Genomic DNA, 19,885 nt, shown 5'->3' with positions numbered 1-19,885 from the left:
TTCGCCGACACTCGCCGATGCCGTCATTCTTCATCGACCGTCCCGTCTTTGCGTGGATCGTCGCGCTCGCGATCGTCGTCGCGGGCGTGCTGGCCATTCCGCAACTGCCGATCGCGCAGTATCCGCGCCTGGCGCCGCCACGGGTCGTGATCACCGCGTCCTATCCGGGCGCGTCGACCGAGACGGTCGATGCCGACGTCGGCAGCATCATCGAGGAAAGCCTCGATGGCGCCGACGGGCTGCTGTACTACGAGACCAGCAGCGATGGCCACGGCAACCTCGAGATCGACGTGACGTTTGCGCCGAGCACCGATCCGGACATCGCGCTCGTCGACGTCAACAACCGGTTGAAGCAGGTCGAGCCGCGGCTGCCGCAGCAGGTCGTCCAGCAGGGGATCGGCGTGTTCAAGGCGGCGAACACGTTCCTGATGCTCGTCACGCTGACGTCGACCGACGGCACGCGCGATTCCGCGCAGCTCGGCGATTACCTGAACCGCTACGTGCTGCGCGAGCTGAAGCGCGCGCCGGGGGTGGGCGCGGCCGAGCTTTGGGATGCCGACGAGGCGCTGCGGGTCTGGCTCGATCCGGTCAAGTTGCGCGAATACGATCTCGGCGCCGACGACGTGATCACGGCGATCAGCGCGCAGAACGCGACGGTCACGGCCGGTGCGATCGGCGACGCGCCGTTCGTGCGCGGCCAGCAGCTCACCGCGACGGTCGTGGTCAAGGGCCAGCTCACGTCGCCCGAGGAGTTCGGCCGGATCGTACTGAAGTCGAAGCAGGACGGCTCGGTGGTACGCGTGGCCGACGTCGCGCGCGTCGAGATCGGCCGCGACGACTATTCGTTCTATTCGCGACTGAACGGCCGGCCGGCCGCGACGGTCGGCATTCAGCTCGGCCCGCGCGGCAACGCGCTCGAAACGTCGAATGCGATCCGCGCGCGGCTCGCGGAACTCTCGCGGACGCTGCCGCCGGGCGTCGCGGTCGAGATTCCGTTCGACGGCGCGCACTTCGTCAAGATCGCGATCCACGAAGTCGTGCTGACGCTCGTCGAGGCCGTGGTGCTGGTGTTCTGCGTGATGTGGCTGTTCCTGCGCGACCTGCGCTACACGCTGGTGCCGACCGTCGTGATTCCGGTCACGCTGATGGGTGCGTTCGTCGCGATGTGGGCGTTCGGGCTGTCGATCAACGTGTTCACGATGTTCGGCCTCGTGCTGGCGATCGGCATCCTGGTCGACGATGCGATCGTCGTCGTCGAGAGCGTGCATCGCGTGATGGAGGAGGGCGTGTCGCCGCGCGACGCCACGCGCCGGGCCATGAAGCGGATCGGCGGGGCGATCGTCGGCGTGACCGCGGTGCTGACCGCCGTATTCGTGCCGATGGCGTTTTTCCCGGGCAGCGTCGGCGGCATCTACCGGCAGTTCGCGGTGGCGATGATCGCGTCGATGCTGGTGTCGTCGTTCATGGCGCTGTCGCTCACGCCCGCGCTGTGCGCGAACCTGCTGAAGCCGGTCGCGCGGCACGATGGCGGCGCCGGCCGTGCGCGGCGACGCGGCATCGGCGCGCGTCTGGCCGACCGGTTCGGTACGGCTTTCGCGCGCGCCGAAACCGGTTATCGCCGCGTCGCCGTGTTTGCGGTGCGCCGCACCGGCATGGTCGTGGCCGTCTATGTGGTGCTCGTGATCGGGTGCGGGCTGCTGTACTGGATGATGCCGGGCGGTTTCCTGCCGACCGAGGACCAGGGGCAACTGCAGGTGATGATCCAGTTGCCGGCCGGCGCCACGCAGGCGCGCACGCTCGCGGTCGTCGAGCGGGTGGAGGCCATCCTGCACGGGGAGCCGGCGATTGCGAACGTGACGAGCGTGATCGGCTGGAGTTTCGTCGGCAGCGGGCAGAACGTCGGGATGGCGTTCGTGGAACTGAAGGACTGGGCGAAGCGCGACGTCGATGCGATGGCGTTGCGCGACCGGCTCAACGGGCGCTTCAGTGCGATCCTCGACGGCGACGTCGAGGCGGCGCTGCCGCCTTCGGTGCGCGGCATCGGGCATTCGGACGGCTTCACGTTCCGGCTCGAGGATCGCGGCGGAGTCGGGCTCGATGCGTTGAAGGCGGCCCGCGAGCAGCTTGCCGAGCGTGCGAAGGCGAGCACGTCGCTCTCGGCCGTGCATTTCGAGGACCTGCCGGATGCACCGCGTATCGAGCTCGATGTCGACCGCGCGAAGGCGTACGCGCTCGGCGTGCCGTTCGAGCGGATCGCGGGGCTCTTGGGCGGCACGTTCGGCTCGAACTACATCAACGACTTTCCGGCGTCGGGCCGGATGCGACGGGTGATCATCGAGGCCGATCCGGTGGCACGCGCGACCGATACGCAGCTGATGGCGCTGACCGTGCCGAACCGTACCGGCGACATGGTGCCGCTGTCGGCCATTGCCGCGCCGCACTGGACGATCGGGCCGGTGATGCTGAACCGGTACAACGGCTATCCGTCGCTCGACATCAGCGGCCGGGCGGCGACCGGCACGAGTTCGGGCGCGGCGATGGCGGAGATGGAGCGGCTTGCCGCTGCGCTGCCGGCCGGGATCGGCTTCGACTGGGTCGATGCGGCGCGCGAGGAGCAGGTTGCCGCGCGGCAGACGCCGCTGCTCGTCGGGTTGTCGGTGCTCGCGGTTTTCATGGCGCTGGCCGCGCTGTACGAAAGCTGGACGATTCCGCTGTCCGTGCTGACGATCGTGCCGCTCGGCATGATGGGTGCGATCGCGGCGGCGCTCGCGCGCGGCATGCCGAACGACGTGTATTTCAAGGTCGGGATGATCACCGTGGTCGGGCTGGCGGCGAAGAACGCGATCCTGATCGTGCAATACGCGCGTGACCTGGTCGTGCATGGCGTGCCGTTGCGGCAGGCGGTGGTCGACGCGGCCGCCGCGCGATTCCGGCCGATCGTGATGACGTCGATGGCGTTCCTTCTGGGCGTCGTGCCGCTCGTGCTGGCAACGGGCGCGGGGGCGGAAAGCCGGCGGTCGATCGGCACGGGCGCGTTCGGCGGTGTGCTGGCGGCGACGGTGTTCGGGCTCGTGTTCGCGCCGGTGGCGTTTCGGGTCGTGGCGTCGGTCGGGCGACGCGGACGGCGGGTGGCGGTGGCGAAGCGGGACGATCGTCAGGCGGAGGTGGTGGGGGAGTGAGGTCGCTTCGACAGGTGATTTTCGAGCGTTGTGTTGATTAAATGCGATTACCGTGCAGACGGTTCACCGACATTTCAATTCAAGGAGACGAATTCAGACCATGTCCTACGTTCTGTATTACTCGCCCGGCGCGGCAAGCATGGCCGTGCACTGGATGTTGATCGAACTCGGCGTGCCGTTCGAAACGCGCCTCGTCGATATCGATACGGGGGCGCAGCATACGCCCGAGTACCTGCGGTTGAATCCCGCGGGCCGAGTGCCGACGCTGGTCGTCGATGGCAAACCGCGGACCGAATCGGCCGCGTTGCTGATGCTGCTCGCCGAACGCCATCCGGAGCCGCGCCTGGCTCCGGATCCGGGCTCGCCTGAACGTGCCGCGTGGTTCGAGATGATGATCTATCTCGCCAATTCCGTCTTGCCGGCGATGCGAAACTGGTTTTATGCGGAGACGGATGGCGATCCGCGATGCGCTGACATGGTGAAAGTTTTTTCGCAGGGGCAAGTCGAGGGGGCGATGGCGCATCTCGACGATCTGCTGTCCGATGGCCGCTCGTATTTGATCGACGATCGGTTGAGCACGGTCGACTTCCTGGCGCTGATGCTCATGCGCTGGACGCGCAACATGCCGCGTCCGGCAACGACGTGGGTGAATCTGGCGCGCTATATCCACGCGCTTCGCGCGTTGCCGACGTTCATCGAGTTGAACGCGCGCGAAGGACTGACGGAGTGGTTGAATCCGGTTGCCTGAGCGTTTTCGAACGCGCTCAAAAGTGCGGCAGCGGTCGGTTGAAGGCTGCTTGTCGTGGGGTTTGGGGCTGAAATATAGTATTTGACATAATCAACATTATCGACGGATTTGGTTGTAGTGGCTAGATTGAAATGTCCGCTTTTGGCTACATAGAAATGTCCGCTTTCGGGCCGCGTAAGCTGTTCGGTCGCCGGGTGTCCGGCGCCGGAGGCTGCGATGGCTGTAACGGAACGGATCACGATGACGATGCGCGAGCTGGACCGATTCAAGGTCATTCAGGACGTGGCGGACGGCAAGCTCAAGCCATGGCGTGCGGCCGAACGGCTGGCGTTGACGACCCGCCGAATTCGCCGGTTCGTCGGCAGGCCACGTGAGCACGGCAAGGCGGACGCGATCGATGCCGAGACACCGGGCGAAGGACGCTAACCGCTGTCAGGACCCGGGTGCCGCCGATTGATGACTGTTCCGTTTCCCTCCGCCAGCTTGACGGAACAATCAGACACGGAACAATCAGACCCAAGCCGCAAGACAACCGACGCGCACTTGTCAGACGCACAGCAGCCCGAGCGAGATGGCCTTCGTCACCGCATGGCGACGGCCCTTGGCATTGAGCTTCCGAACGACATTGCCGATATGAAAATTCACGGTTCGCTCGGTGATGCCGAGAATCTCGCCGATCTCCCAGCTCGTCTTGCCGGCGGAACACCATTGCAGGCATTGTCGTTCGCGTGAACTCATGCCCGACATCCGCGTGGTGCCCTGCCCTTTGGTTTCCCGCGCGATCATGGTGACCTTTTCCTCGATGTACGCGCAAAGCAGACTGAGTTTCGCGGTCTGGCCGAGGTCGTGCGCCGGGATGCCTTCAGAGCCGTCGGAGGCAACGCTCAGCACGCCGATGTCGCCGCGATGGCCGCGCACCGGCAAGCTCAGGCCGTGAACGAGACCGAAGCGACGCGCGTCCGCTTCGAGGCACCGCTGCTCGCCGGAGCTGTACATCGCGCGCTCCCATCGCAGCGGCAGCGAGGACGTGCGTGCGTGGGCGAGTATCGGGTCGATGTTCGCGTAGCGGCGCTCGGCGTAGACATCCTGCCAGGCCGGGCAGTTCGAGATGATGTGACTGAAGGCCGTCTCGCCGGCGGACCCGGACGAGACAACCGAATACATATAAGTTTGGTATCCGGCCTCGCGGCAGAAACTTCCCACGTGGGCCCCGAGTTCCTCCATCGTCTGCGATTGAAGGATAGGCATGAATTCGTCTACCAATTCAAACTCCGTATTGACTCTTCACTGATCTCGAACGCGAGCACGCATCAACACCATCGGAAACCCCGCGCTCGCCCGCCGACAAGCGGCGCCCGCGCGGGTCGATCCGGTATTTCATGGCCGGTACTCGGGGCGAGTCCGGCTGGTGCCGACGGTACGGGAGCGGTTAGCTGCCCGACGCACTTTCGCGCAGCTCGCGCACCTGCTCGACACGTTCATGCACGGCGGCCGACGCGACCGGCCCTGCCTTGAGCAGGACGCGATCCACGGTAATCGGCTGCAGGTCATTCCTGTCGACGACCACGGATTCCAACACCCGACCGCTCTCCCGATCGATCTGCTGAACCGCGACACCATCGTTGACGAGATACTTGCTCCCCCAATCGAACAGCACGACCAGCAGCGGGAACAGGTCGATGCCCATCTGCGTCAGCACGTACTCGTAACGCGTGGGTCGCGTCATGTAGCGCCGGCGCTCCAGCAGGCCCTGATCGACCAGGCGTTTCAATCTGCGCGTCAGCGTATTGGTTGCAATCCCGACACTGCGCTGGAATTCGTCGAAGCGTGTGCACCCCTGCAACGCATCCCGCAGGATCAGGAGCGTCCACGATTCGCCGATGCAGTCGAGTGCGCGCGCGGTCGGGCACTCCATCGATTTAAAGCTGGTCGTTCTCATGGCGTGAAGGCTAACATCGTGACTTCTAATATGCAAGTGACTATCCGGACGGATGCCCTGTGGCGTCAAGGGCGTGCCGGACGGCCGTGTCCGGCACGCCCCTGGATCAGGCGTCTGCCGGCGGAGGGCCGAATATCAGCGCGGCGTTCGTTCCGCCGAAGCCGAAGGAATTCGACAGCGTGTAACGCACCGGCCGCGACTTGCTGCGGTTCGGCACCAGATCGAGGCCGTCGCATTCGGGGGCCGGGCGATCGAGGTTGATCGTCGGCGGTGCGACCTGGTCGCGGAGCGCCAGCAGCGCGAACACCGCTTCGACGCTGCCAGCGGCGCCGAGCAGGTGCCCGGTCGACGCCTTCGTGGCGGACACCGACGCACCACCGAACAGATGCTCGCCAAACACGCGTTTCAGCGCGGCGATCTCGGCCAGATCGCCGGCGGGCGTCGACGTCGAATGCGCATTGATGTAGTCGATGGCGTCCGGCTCGATGCGCGCACGCTTGAGGGCGGCCAGCATCGCGCGGGCCGCGCCGTCGCCATCGTCCGGCGGCGCGACGATGTGATAAGCATCGCCCGACATGCCGTAACCGATCACTTCCGCGTAGATCCGGGCGCCGCGCGCCAGCGCATGCCCGTATTCCTCGAGGACGACCATGCCGCTGCCCTCACCCATCACGAAGCCGTCGCGGTCGGCATCCCACGGCCGCGACGCACGCTCCGGCGTGTCGTTGAAGCCCGTGGACAGCGCTTTCGCCGCGGCAAAACCGGCGATCCCGACCTCGCACACGGCGGCCTCCGCGCCCCCCGCGATCATCACGTCCGCGTCGTCGAGCGCGATCAGGCGCGCCGCATCGCCGATCGCATGGGCGCCGGATGCGCATGCCGTGACCGTTGCGTGCGTCGGGCCGCGAAAGCCGTACTTGATCGAAATCTGGCCGGCGGCCAGGTTGATCAGGTTCGACGGAATGAAGAACGGCGACAGCCGCTTGCCGGGCGCGCGCTCGATTTGTCGCGATCCAGCCTCGATGCCCGGCAGCCCGCCGATACCGGCACCGACCATGACGCCGGTGCGATTCTGCAGCGCCCGGTCGTCCGGATGCCATCGTGCGTCGTCGAGCGCTTCCGTGGCGGCCGCGATCGCATAGACGATGAACGGATCCATTTTCTTGACTTCCTTCGCCTCGACCCATTCGGTCGCATCGAAGCCGCCGTCGCGCGCGTTGCCGGCGGGAATCAGCCCGGCGATCTTGCAAGGCAGATTCGACGTGTCGAAGCGATCGATGGTCGTGATGCCGCTTCGACCGGCGAGCAGGTTCCGCCACGAGTGTTCGACACCGACGCCGAGCGGAGTCACGAGGCCGAGCCCCGTCACGACGACGCGCCGCAATCCCAGCGGATGAGGCAGTTGGGGAGTGATGGCATTCATTGAATTCTCCAGTTGGTTCGCGGTGAATGACCTTGACGCGGGCTCATCGGCTGACCTCGAGTTCGACCGCCTGGTTGCAGAAGCGACCGCCCAGCACACACGCCGTCACGAGCACCAGCGCGGACGTCGCGACCGGGAGGACGATCGAGTGCGGCTGCAGCAACGAGGTCACGATCGGGGCGACGCCCCAGGCAAGCGCATTGATCGACGAGACGACGCCCAGCACCTGCCCCTGGTCGTCGGCAGTCGCGCGGTTCGACGCGATGCTGAGCAGCGTGACATAGCAGTTGGAGACGGCGAGCGCGAGCAGCGGCACGGCCGCCCAGAGGCTGACGGGGGCGTCGACCATCATCACCAGTGCGATCAGGACCGGTTGCGCGATCAGGCTGCCCATGAGGTTCTGGCGCGGTGAAAACGCCTTCGCCAGTGCGGGAATGATGAACAGCAGCGACACGGCGAAGCAGGCCGAGTAGAACGACAGCAGCATCGCCTCCCAGAACGCGTCGAATCCATACCGCAACAGGGAAAAGGCCGACATGTAGTTGAAGAAGATGTAGTAGCCGGTCAGGAACACCGCGAGGATGACGAGCGGCGTGCGGAGTACCGGCGATGCCGCATTCGCGACGATGCGCCGCCATGCGCCGGTGCGTCGCGCGGGCGTGGTGCCGTCGTGTGCGCGACGATCGGTGAAGAACGCGATCACGAACGCGAGCGTGAGCGCCGCCAGGGCGGCACCGATGACGAACGGCAGCGCGACGCCGAACGCACCGCCGCCCGTGCCGGAAAACACCCCACCGATGACCGGCCCGATCGCGAATCCCACGCCGTTCGCCGCAGTGATCATGCTGAGGTTGCCGGCTTTCGTGTCCGGCGTGCTGATGTCGATGACGGCCGCCTGCGCAACCGGCAGGCTCGCGGCGGTCAGGCCGCAGATCGCGCGGCCGACGAGCACCCCCCACAGACTGCCGGCGTACACGCCGGCAGCGGTGCCGAGCATGCCGAGCGCGTTGCCGCCCAGGCACAGCAGCAACACCCGTTTGCGGCCGTACCGATCGGACATGTCGCCGAGCAGCGGCGACGCGGCGAACATGGCCAGCGGATAGAGCGCCAGCACGATGCCGTAGATCTGATAGCGCGTGGCCTCGCTCACCGACGCTGCAAACAGGCCGGTTTCGTTGTTGAGCAGCATCGGCGTCAGTGCGGGAAACACGATGCCGATGCCGGCGGCATCGACAAAGATGGTCAGGAACAGCGAGGCAATGGCAAGTTTGGATGTCTTCATGGTCAGCGTGCGGACGGACGGGCAACCGTCCGTCCGGGTTCAGGGAAAGGGATCAAAGCGCCGCGAGCCGGTCCAGGCAAGCTGCGGTCGTGTCGAGCAGCCAGTTGCCCGAGTCGTCGGCGGCCGGCATTTCCAGCCGGCCGAGTTCGTCGAGATACGCGGCATGTTCGACGGGCCGCCCGCACCCCACGCCGTCGCCGAGCGCGCTGTACAGCGGCAACATCCTGAAGAACGGATCGGATTCGGGCGTCTCGTCGCGGGCGCGGGCCACCCATTCGGCGGCCGGTATCCCGCGCAGCGTCGATCCGTTGCGCAGCCGCGCCACGATCGCGCGAAAATCCAGATCGTCGATATGGACATTGCGCACGGCCGACATCATGGTGACCTTGCTGCGACGGACGATGTAGCGGGCCACGTGTTCCGTCGGCATGACCGGCACCGCAACGGGAAGATCCGGGTAAGCGCCCATCGCCACGCACTTATTGCTGAACGCGACGAAATGGTTCTGCCGTTTCAGGTTCGGATCGCGGTCGTCGATCAGCAACGGCAGCCGATAGATCGACGTGGGATAGCCGTGCAGTACCGATTGCGCGAAGCAGGCTTCCGCCACGAACTTCGAGCGTTCGTAACCCGACGACAACGCGCGGATCGCCGCGTGGTCGAGCCATTGTTCCGGCAGCGATCCCAGCTCCGTGTACTGCGTCGAAATGTAGTGCACGTGGGCGACTTTCGCGGCCGACGCAAACGCCAGGACGTGCCGGCTCGCGCCGACGTTGCCCTCGCGCATGAAGGCGTAGTCGGCCGCGTGATTGACGTGCGCCGCGCAATGCACGACCTGTGTGACATGGGTCAGCAACCGCGCATGGCTGTCGTCGTCCATGCCGAACCGCGGCAAGGTTGCGTCGCCGCGGCAGATCCGGACACGCGCGACGGGCAGCGCGCCGCCGAACATGGCACGGTAGCGTGCGTCGAGACGCGCGCGCGCGTCGGCGTCGTCGTTGCCGCGCACCAGCACGTAGACGTCCGCGTGCGTTTCCTCGAGCAGCATCCGCAGCAGCCACGCGCCGAGGTGCCCGGTCGCGCCGGTCAGCAGATAGGCGTCCGCTGCCTTCGCCGCCGTCCCCGTGAATGCCGGCAGCGTCGCGGCGGCCGCCAGATCCGCCGCATACGGCGCATCCTCCTGCCGGTTGACGGCGTCGTTCGTCGTCGTCGCCCCGTCGGGCCGGTGCGCACATGCGGCAAGGAAACCGTCGATCGTCGGGTTGGTCAGGAAGCGGCTGAAGTCGATCTTCAGCGCGAGCTCGCGTTCGGCGGCGAGGACCATGCGCGTCAACGACAGCGAATCGCCGCCGAGCTGGAAGAAGTTCTCGCGGGTCCCGATCGAGGCCAGGTCGAGCTGCGTCTTCCATAGCGTGCACAAGGCCGCCTGTTCCGGCGACAACGCCTCCGCCGCGTCGGCGGGACGCCGTGCATCGGCGTCCTGCTCGATCCGGGCCAGCACGCGTTCCGTGAGCGCCTTCCGATCGACCTTGCCGCTGCTGTTCGACGGAAATGCGTCGAACAGCATCAGGCGCCACGGCACCATGTAATCCGGCAACCGCGCTTTCGCGCCGGCCAACACGGCAGACTCGTCGAACCCGTCCGCAATGACGCAGCCGACGATCTGCCGTCCGACTGACGAGGCGGCGCCGACATCGACCACGAGTGCGCTCGCGTGACGGACGCCCGGGTGCGACATCAGCACGTGTTCGATCTCGCCCAGCTCGACCAGCAGCCCGCGCAGCTTCACGCGGAAATCGTTGCGACCGATGTAGTCGAGTTCGCCGTCGCGCCGCCATTTGACGATGTCGCCGGTGCGGTACATGCGCGTCGCACCGTCCTGATACGGATTGGCGGAGAACGCGTCGGGCGTCTTGAGCGTGCCGATGTAGCCGCGCGCCACGCCGCTGCCGCCGAGGTACAACTCGCCGGGCACGCCAGGCGGCACCGGGCGGCCGTGTGCGTCCAGCACCCAGCAGCGCACGCCGTCGCACGCGAGGCCGATCGATGCGCCCGGCCCGTCGGGCACCTGGGTGCATGCATGATGCGTCGCATAGATCGTCACTTCCGTCGGCCCGTACAGGTTGTTGAGCGTCGTGGTCGTGCCCGACGCGAGCCATGCGCGCACCACCGGCTGCATCAAGGCCTCGCCGACCGAAATCACGTGGCGCAGCGTCGGGCAGCGGGTGAGCGGCTCGAGCAGCAGGTTCAGCAGCGACGGCACGGTGCTCATCATGGTCACGTCGTGGCGTACGCACACGGCGGCGTGGCCGGCCGGCCCGTCCGTTTCCTCCATTAGCACGACGACCCCGCCCGTCATCAGCGGCAGGCAGAATTCGGGCACCGAGATATCGAACGTCAGCACCGTCCCTTGCAGGAACCGGTCGCTCGCCGAGAAGCCGAAATGGCGCTCCATCCAGCGCAGGCGCTGGGTCAGGCCCAGATGCTCGACCAGCACGCCCTTCGGATTGCCGGTGCTGCCGGAGGTGAACAGCACGTAAGCGAGCTGGCCGCCGCGATCGGCGTAGTCGCCGTTCGGTTCCAGTCGAGCGTGATGCTGCACGCGGCCGGCTTGCACGACGTCGCAGTCGATCGCGGAGTGGTCCGCGCGAAGCACGACGTCGCACAGCCCCAGCGCGTCGCGCTCGGCGAGCGCCTGCCGCACGTCGTCGGACAGCCGGTGCCGTTGCGTCAACACCATCGCGCAGCGGGCCGTGTCGATCATGTAGCCCGTGCGCGCCGCCGGATGCTTCAGGTCGAGTGCGACGTACGCGGCAGCGCATTTCCAGATCGCGAGGATCGCGATGATGGATTCCGGGCACCCGAAACGCGGCATCAGGATGCCGACGGTCGTCTCGCTGCCCACGCCCTGGCGGTGCAGCGTATCGGCCACGGTATCTGCCAGCGCGTTCAATTCACGATAGGTCAGCCGTCGTTCGCCCCATTCGATGGCGACCGCGTCCGGCGTCTCTTGCGCGCGCCGGGCGAACTGCTCGTGCACGCATGCCGTGTCGCCCGGATCGACATCCCGCGTGTCGCGCGGCACCGGGCCGCGCCCGGATGCCAGCAACTGCAGCTGGTCGGCGGGCAGCATCGTGATCGAGCCCACTTCGCGTTCGGCATGAGCGGGGTCGGACAACGCCACCAGCAGCGTCGCGTAATGCTCCGCGATCTGTTCGACCGTCGCGCGGTCGAACACGGCATCGGCGTACTTGAGGTCGATCGCCCAATCGTGCTGACGTTGCGTCACCCACGCACTCAGGTCGAATTGCGCTTCCTGCTGCGTGATGTCGAGCGGTGTCGCGTCGCACCGGGCACCGACGTCGACCACCATCTCGGAGGCATCGAAGTAGTTGAAATACGTCTGGAACAGCCCTGCCGAACTGCTGGCGGAACGCAGGCGTTCGTCGCGCATCAACAGCGCGAGCGGGACGTCCTGGTAATCGACCAACTCGAATAGTGCGCGCCGGACCCGGTCGACCGCCGCCGTGACGGTCTGGTTTTCGTCGACTTCGCTGACGAGCGGCAGCACGTTGACGAAATGGCCAACCGTGTTGCGCCAGCGTTGTGCCGAACGACCGTTGAACGCGACGCCCGTGATCACGCGATTCTGGTTCGAGTATCGCGCGAGCAGCAACAGCCACGTGGCGAGATGCACGGCCGCGCGCCGTCCGCCCGGCATCGCGTTGAGCTGGTCGGCCAGGCGCCGTGACACCGGTACGCGCACCGTGCCGCCGGTCTTCGCGCCCTGCTCCGTGCGCACCCGATCCACCGGCAGGTCGACGCTGACGGGGACGCCGTCGCCGTCGATGATCCGCTCGACGAAGAATGCGCGTGCGGCCGTCAGGGTCGTCGCATCGAGTGCCCGTTGCGTGGCCACGAAGTCGCGATAGGGTGCATCGGAATCGACCAGCGGTGCCGTGGTGCCGCACATCGCCTGAAGAAGCTGGACGCCCACGATGAAAATGGTCGCGGCATCCATCACGAGGTGATTCGACGTCACGACCAGATACCATTCGCGCGGCGACACGCGCAGCACGTTCACGCGCGTCGCGAAGTCGGTCGCGAGGTCGGGCGACGCGGCCAGCAACGCCTGGATCCGGGCGTCGACGTCGACACCCGATGCGGTGTCCTCGGTCGCGATCGCGCAACGCGAGAACGTTTCGTCAAGCGAATGAATGACGTATCCCGGCTCGTGCTCGACTTCGTCGAACGTCGCGCGCAGCAATTCGTGTTCGCCAAGCAGCGCGCGCCATCGCGCCGCCAGCCGATCCAGGTCGAGCCCCTCGCCGGCCACGCGCCAGCCGACTGCGCAGTTGTAGGCGCGGCTGTCGCGGTGGCGGATCTGCTCGTACCAGATCGCGAACTGATTGTACGAGAGCGGTACGCGGGCCGGTGCACCGCCCTCCTTCACCGGCGCGGCCTCGGCTTGAGCCGTCGCCGTCGCCTGGCTCATCGACTCCACCAATCTGTCATGGATATCGGCGAGCGTCGCGCTGTCGAAGAACAGGCTCGCGGGCAGGCTCAGCCCGAGCCGCCCCTGCAGTTCGCTGCGAATCCGGATCGTGCCGACCGAATCGAGCCCGAGTTCGTCCAGCGTCGACGTCCTGGCAATCTGGTGCGGCGCATGGCCCGTTTCCGCGGCGATCAGCCCGCTCAGCAGCGCGAACGCGCCATCGGCTGTCGTCGTGGCCGACGCCGGCCCGATCGTGGCCGCGGCTGCGTCGCGTGTCGCGAGCGTGTCGCCCGATCGTGCGGGCGCTTCCGGGACGACGCGATAAATCGCCAGATGCGCGCCGTGCCCGATGCGCGCCATCGCGGCGGTCAATGCCGCGCAGGCGGCTTGCGGGGCGAGCGGTTGCAGCCGTCGCAGCGAGCGCGACGGTGCGCGCGCCCCGACCCGCTTCAACATGCCGGTGTCCGCCCACGGCCCCCAGTCGACCACGATGGCCGGCAGGCCGAGCGAAGCACCGTGCGCGGCCAGCCGTTGCAGCCCCGCGTTCGCGATCGCATACGAAATCTGGCCCGGCGATTCGACCAGCGACGCCAGCGACGAGAAATACACGATGAACCCGATCGAAGGCTGCCCGCACGCGTAGTCGTGGAGCACCGACGCCCCGCGCAACTTGGCGCCGAGAACGGTGTCGAGTTGCGCCGCGTCGGTGTCCAGGATATTGCGGTCGGCGGTCGCGCCGGCCAGGTGAAAAATGCCGTCCAGCGCACCCGCATGAGCAGTCAGCCACGCACCGTCGACCTCGGCGGCGGCGAGATCCGCGACGAGCAGTTGAATCGTCGCGCCGGACCGCTCGCGCAGGCCCGCCACCCATCGGTGATCCTCGTCGTCCGGCGTCAACGCGCGTCGGCGCATCAGGACGAGGTTCCGGCATCCGCAATCGTCGACAAGATGTTCGACGAGATGTTTGCCCGCCCCGCCGAACGCGCCGGTTACGAGGTAGCGGCCGTCGCCGCGCGGCTGAAGCGCGTTGTCGCCGTCGACTTCCGGCAGGCCGGCCACGGTTTCGCGGCGCGCCAGCCCAGCGTCGTCGATACGCCATAGCGGTGTCGCGATGCGCCGCGACGTGATGCCCGGCTTGACGTCCCGGACCGCCAGGATCGCGTCGACGACGCGATCGCCCGCGACGGCGACCTCGAGCATTGCCGCGTCCAGCGTGGGCAGTTCGGCCTGCAAGTGGACCGCGAGCGCCTGCATCGTCGCCGCGCCCAGCACGTCCGGCGCGGCATGACCCGTCTCCGTCACGAGGCAGACCTGTAGCGGCTGTCCCGGTTGCCGGTCCGACACCGTCTCGATGCTGCGCCGCACGTCTCGAACGAAAGCGGCGACCGCGCCATAGGACGCTGCGCCGGACAGCCACGCGTGAGGCGCCCAGACGACGATCGTGCGGACTCGCGCGCCGTCCGCGTGCGGCTCGTCGATCGGCTTGCCGTCCCGATGCGACGCTCCCGGCAACGCGAGCAAGCGGCTTGCCGCGCCGCGCGCGGCAAGACCTTCGTGCCAGCGATCGGGCGCCGGCGCATCCGCCGGTGCGAGCAACAGCCACGTTTCGCCGCTCAGCGACGCGCCGGCCGACAACGCCGGGACACCGTCGCGCACCCATTCGACCCGGAAATGCACGTCGTGGCGCTCGGCGGCGCTTGCCGACAGGCGCACGCAGGTCACGCCATGCAGTGTTGCAACGTCCCGGCCGGATTCGTCCTGGACGAGCACGTCGCCGACCAGCATCGTGTCGCTCGACTCCCGCAGCACGGCCCGGCAAGTCAGCGCCGACGACCAGCGCGCGTCCGGATCGATCCGGATCGACTCGAGTGCGACGGGGGCATAGGCGCTCTCCGGACGGCCTCGGCATACACCGAGCGACTGGAAGCACGTGTCGATGAACGCACTGTGACTGAGCGGCAGGGCCGGCTGCGCATCCGGAGGTGCGATGCGGCAGCGTACCTCGGTGTCGCTGACGCGCTGGTAGGCGGCGATCCGCTGGAACAGCGGGCCGTACTGGACGCCCCGGCGCGCATATTCGTCAAAGAACGCGTCCGGGCGCGCCCATTCGCCTGGCTGCTCGTCGAACCGGCCGCTCGACGGCGGCAGCGGCGCGTGTTCCGCCGCGACGTGCACGCGCGCCAGTTCGGCATCGCCATCGTCCGGCAGCCGATAGACGATCGTGTAGCGGCCATCGTGCGCGGGACCGGCCACGTGGCAGGCCACCTCGTGCGTCGCCGCCGGATCGTCGAAGGCGAGCGGCCGGCTGACCGTCAGATCGTCGAGCTGAATCATCGCGCCGGCAGGACCCTGTCGGCGCGCTCGCGCGATCGCCTGCATCGCGAGCGCGACGCCTGTCGACAGGTAGAACGCACCGGGTACGATCGCCCGGCCGTGAATCCGGTGCTGATTGATCCAGTCGAGCGCGGGCGTGCCGAGGTCGACCTGCAAGGTCGCGCGAAAGTCGATGCCCGACCAGGCCGGCGCATCGCGCAGCGGCTGTGGCGGCGCGGCGCGTGTGCTCGCGCGGGAGACGGTGTGCGGCCACGACGCCGGTTGCAGCAGCGTGTGGTCGAAACGATATGTCGGCAGTTCGACGAACGGCCCGGCGGCCCGCGCATTGCCGAATGCCTGCATGGCCTTCCGGATGTCCAGTGCGCCGCCTTCCGCGAGGCGTCCTGCGGCACGCAGGAACGTTGCGTCGTCGGCGCCGCGCCGGTCGATGCTGGGCAGGCACGCCAACCCGCGCCGTGTCGCCCGCGCGGTGGCCGCGACGAGGCCGCAGAGCACCGGACGCGGCCCGATTTCGAGCACCGCGTCGACGTCGTCGCCGACGAGCCCGGCGGCGGCGGCCGCGAAATCGACGGGCCGCACGATCTGTTCGGCCCAGTAGGCCGGCGAACCCGGTGCCGCGTCCATTTGCACGGACCCGACCCATCCCTCGACGGAACTCACGAAACGGACGGACGGTCGCGCCACCGCGACGCCGCCGGCCAGGAGACGCGCCGCATGCGCGGCGAATTCGTCTGCCGCGGATTGCATCAGCGGCGTATGAAATGCGCCCTGCGTGTCGAGCGGCAGGGTCGTCAGGCCTTGCCGCCGGGCATGCTCCGCGGCGGCCAGCACGGCCGCCTCGGACCCGGCGACCACGGTCGATTCGGGTGCGTTCAGCGCCGACAGCCACAGCGCGGCCGACGGCAGGCCCTGATTGACCTCGTCGATCAGCGCCTCGACGATCTGCCGCGGCGCAGCGATCGACAGCATCTTTCCGGGGCTGACCGTACACGCCCGCTCCATGGCATCGGCGCGCGCCAGCACCAGGCGGGCCGCCGTGTCGAAGTCGAATGCGCCGGCGAACCACGCCGCTGCATATTCACCGACACTGTGCCCGAGCACGGCGTAGGGCCGGCAACCGAGTTCCTGCCAGAACCGCGCGAGCGCGCATTGCAGGACGAGCAGCGAGAGCTGGGACGTCCGTTGTTCGCGCGCGAGCGGCAGCGTCGCGCCCGCCACCTGCTCGGTGGCTAGCATGCGCGGCAGCAACGGCGTGCTCCAGCCGACGATGCGGTCGACGTGACCCGCGAATTCCGTGAGCAACGCGCGGAATCGCCGGTTGGCGTCGAACAGGCTGCGAGACATGCCGGCGTACTGGCTGCCCTGCCCGGTGAAGACCATCGCGACGCGCTGCAGCCGCGTCGTCGGGACCGGTGCGGCGCAACGCGCGCGCAACCGTTCGACCAGTTCGGCCGGGCTGCCGGCCGCGACCGCGATCGACGCATGCGGCCACACCTGGCGGTTCGCCAGCGCCGCGTCGCACAGTGCGTGCAGGTCGATATCGGGCGATGCCTCGATCGTATCCGCATAGGCGTCAGCCAGCGCCTGAACCGACGCCGGCGTGCGCGCCGACAGGAACAGCAGGCTCGCGCCGCTGCGGCGCTCCGCCGCCGGCGTGGCCGCACGATGGGCGCGCGACTCGCCCAGCACGACGTGCGCGTTGGTGCCGCTCATGCCGAACGAGCTGACGCCCGCGATCAGCCGCCCGTCCGGATCGCCCGGCTGCCAGCCCGTGGCAGTCGCAGGGATCACGCCCTGGAAGCGGGCAAGCGGCAGATCCTCGCTGATATCGTCGGCCATGCAATGCGGCGCGAGTTGCCGCGCGGACACGCACAGAGCCGCCTTGATCAGGCTCGCGATCCCGGCGCTCCCCTCGCAATGGCCGATATTGGCCTTGACGGCCCCGAGATACAGCGGATGCATGCGCTTGCCGAACACGTCGGCGAGCGCCGACAGCTCGATTCGATCGCCGAGGTCGGTGCCGGTCCCGTGTGTTTCGACATAGGAGACGTCGGCCGGCGTCAGCGCGGCGCTCGACAGCGCGTCTTCGATCACGCGCCGCTGGGCGGCCTGCGAAGGCGCGGTGATGCCGTTGCTGCGGCCGTCGCTGTTCACGGCGCTGCCGAGCAGGTTCGCGTAGATCCGCTTGCCGGTGCGCACGGCGTCCGATTGGCGCATCAACACGACGGCGCCGATGCCTTCGCCGCGCGCGAAGCCGTCGGCGTGTCGCGTGAAGGTCTTGCAGCGACCGTCGGCGGCCAGCATGCCGGCCTGCGCCAGATCCACGCTGTAATCGTGCGTCAGCATGAGCGACGCGCCGGCCACGATCGCCGCGTCGCATTCGCCCGCGGCCAGCGCGCCGAGCGCCTGGTGAACCGCCACCAGCGACGACGAGCAGGCGGTATCGACGACGAATGCCGGGCCTTCGAGGCCGAGGTGATAGGCGATCCGCCCCGCGGCCATGCTGCCCAGCGCGCCGCGGCTCAGGAAGCCGTTGTAGTCGTCGCTGCTCGCCATCCGGCGTGCATAGTCGAGCGTGCTCAGGCCGACGAACACGCCCCAGCGCTGCTTCCTCAGCGACGACGGGTCGATGCCCGCGTCCTCGATGGCGTGATAGCTCGTTTCCAGCAGCAATCGATGCTGCGGATCCATGTAGATGGCCTCTTTCGGCGCGATCGAGAACACCGCCGGATCGAATGCCCACGGCGAGCGGGCAAGGAAGCCTCCATGCAGCGCTTGCGGCGGCGTCGCGGCGCCGTCCGCGCCGAAACGGCCGGCCGGCATCGGCCCGGTCGCTTCCCGCCCGTCCAGCACCACGGCACGGAAAGCATCGAGCGAATGGGCGGTACCGGGCAACTCGCACGCCATGCCGACAATGGAGATTTCCTCCGGTACCCGTTCACGCTGCTTCATTGCTCGACTCCGTCGTTGCGTTGTGTTTTTCCGTTCCGTTCTGCGCGTCGATCTGTTGCAGCATGCATTGCACCGAACGGCAGGCGCCTTCGAAGAAGCCCTGCAGGTCCGAATAGGCCTCGCCGCAGATATGCACGCGCCGGTTGGCCGGATCGGCGCCGATGCCGAAGGCGGCCAGTTGCCGAATCACGTCCGCCGAGCGGTAGCCGGGACGCCAGAAGTGCACGCCGGCGCCGAACGGCGCCATGCTCCAGTCGCGGATGCCCCATTCGAGGATGCGCGGCGTGTCGTCGCGCGAGAACGTCTGCTGCAGCGTCCGGGCGAGCGCCGCCTTCAGGCGCTCGCCCCGGTTGCGATACGGGGCCGACTGCCAGCCGCGCCGGCCTTCTTCCGTGTCGATCAGGTTGGCCCAGTACTGATGCCACGGTTCGTCGCTGTAGAACATCGCCATGCCGTACCGTTCAGGCTGGCTGGGGTGGACCTCGAAATGAGCGGCCCGGACCATCGCGCCTTCGCCGCTGCCTGGCGGCGTGTCGGCGTTCCACCACGGGTCCTCGACCACGCAGCATGCCCACGTGATCGGGAACGGGACGACGGCGTCGAGGCTGGCGGTCACGGCCGGCGGCAGGCAGCGGGCAAGCGCCCGGAGCGGGCGCTGCGGCAGCGCGAGCACGACGCGCCCGCACCGGACGACGACGCGGCGCCGCTCCGCGGTCGACACGTCTTCGATCGTCGCGGCGATGGCGCCGTCGGGCTGCTCCGACAAGTCGACGAGCGCATGATCCACGACCACGTCGACGCCCAGTGCGCGCACCGCGCGCCCTGCGTAGTCGATCAGCGTCTGCATGCCGCCGACCGGCAGGTAGGACGGACGCTCGAGCAGGCGCAGGTCGAGCAGCGTCGCGATCCATTCCGCGGCATTCGGATTCGCGTTCTTGAAGTTGTAGAACGCCCCCTTCTCGCGCGTGAACTCGACCGCTTCATGGCTCAGTACGTTCGACAGCACGTTCCAGATACCCTGCTGGTAAAGCGGCATGCCTCCAAACTGGGCGTGCGTGCGGAATCTCGCCAGTGCCTCGGCCCGGCCGGGCCGGTCGAAGCGGTCGCCGTCGAGGTCCCACTGGTCCGCGACGATCACGCGCACCGCATGCATCAGCAGCGCCCAGGGCGGATCGTGCGCGCGCGGATCCGCCAGCAGCGCGCGCTCGTCCTCGGTCAGCTTCGCCGCGCACGGACGGATCGACGAACCTGCCTCGTGCGACGAAATGGGTTGCACGGGTACGGCGAGCGCCTGCACGAAGGCGTCGACGAGCGGCTGAAGATCGGGCTCGATTCGCACGGCGCCGTATTCCGCACGGAATGCGCCGGCGAGCATCTCGTCGGTCTGCACCCGGCCGCCGATGCGAGACAGCATCTCGACCAGGCGAACCCGCAGTCCGGGGTGACGCTTCTTCAGTTCATAGGCGGCATACAGGCCAGCCAGACCGCCACCGGCGATCAGTACATCGGTATCCAAATGAATTCTCCGTCTGG

8 protein-coding genes and 1 pseudogene are annotated in these 19,885 nt (G+C 67.8%); 3 read left to right on the top strand and 6 right to left on the bottom strand.

Annotated elements, in window-relative coordinates; translation table 11 throughout:
• Positions 1-17: 17 nt before the first annotated feature.
• The 3 genes and pseudogenes from CFB43_RS09635 to CFB43_RS09625 form a co-directional block, all read left to right on the top strand.
• Positions 18-3,179, top strand: a complete 3,162-nt coding sequence (locus CFB43_RS09635) for a multidrug efflux RND transporter permease subunit (RefSeq protein WP_089494906.1) — start codon at positions 18-20, stop codon at positions 3,177-3,179.
• Between the two features lie 100 nt (positions 3,180-3,279).
• Positions 3,280-3,927, top strand: coding sequence for a glutathione S-transferase family protein (locus CFB43_RS09630; RefSeq protein WP_089494905.1), 648 nt, complete (start codon positions 3,280-3,282; stop codon positions 3,925-3,927).
• A 216-nt stretch (positions 3,928-4,143) separates the two neighbouring features.
• Positions 4,144-4,308 (top strand): annotated as a pseudogene (locus tag CFB43_RS09625) (ISNCY family transposase); the annotation flags it as partial.
• 165 nt (positions 4,309-4,473) lie between these two features.
• Here the strand turns inward: CFB43_RS09625 and CFB43_RS09620 are convergent.
• The 6 genes from CFB43_RS09620 to CFB43_RS09595 all read right to left on the bottom strand — a co-directional run bounded on the left by CFB43_RS09620 (position 4,474) and on the right by CFB43_RS09595 (position 19,868).
• Positions 4,474-5,190, bottom strand: a complete 717-nt coding sequence (locus tag CFB43_RS09620) for a helix-turn-helix transcriptional regulator (RefSeq protein ID WP_089431111.1) — start codon at positions 5,188-5,190, stop codon at positions 4,474-4,476.
• Between the two features lie 166 nt (positions 5,191-5,356).
• Positions 5,357-5,866, bottom strand: coding sequence for a winged helix-turn-helix transcriptional regulator (locus tag CFB43_RS09615; protein ID WP_089425478.1), 510 nt, complete (start codon positions 5,864-5,866; stop codon positions 5,357-5,359).
• A 106-nt stretch (positions 5,867-5,972) separates the two neighbouring features.
• A complete protein-coding gene (gene fabF, locus CFB43_RS09610; protein ID WP_218828067.1) occupies positions 5,973-7,256 on the bottom strand; it encodes a beta-ketoacyl-ACP synthase II in 1,284 nt (427 codons plus the stop codon).
• A 76-nt stretch (positions 7,257-7,332) separates the two neighbouring features.
• Complete coding sequence (locus tag CFB43_RS09605; RefSeq protein ID WP_089494902.1) at positions 7,333-8,571, bottom strand: MFS transporter; 1,239 nt, start codon at positions 8,569-8,571, stop codon at positions 7,333-7,335.
• A gap of 52 nt (positions 8,572-8,623) precedes the next feature.
• Positions 8,624-18,352, bottom strand: coding sequence for a hybrid non-ribosomal peptide synthetase/type I polyketide synthase (locus CFB43_RS09600; RefSeq protein WP_089494901.1), 9,729 nt, complete (start codon positions 18,350-18,352; stop codon positions 8,624-8,626).
• Complete coding sequence (locus tag CFB43_RS09595; protein ID WP_179254814.1) at positions 18,339-19,868, bottom strand: flavin monoamine oxidase family protein; 1,530 nt, start codon at positions 19,866-19,868, stop codon at positions 18,339-18,341. The genes CFB43_RS09600 and CFB43_RS09595 overlap by 14 nt, the downstream gene beginning before the upstream one ends.
• Positions 19,869-19,885: the final 17 nt, after the last annotated feature.

Origin of the sequence: Burkholderia sp. AU15512 (assembly GCF_002223325.1) — a bacterium.
Lineage (GTDB): Bacteria > Pseudomonadota > Gammaproteobacteria > Burkholderiales > Burkholderiaceae > Burkholderia.
Note: the sequence above shows the minus strand (reverse complement) of the source record. Positions and strands in the feature narration are given on the sequence as shown.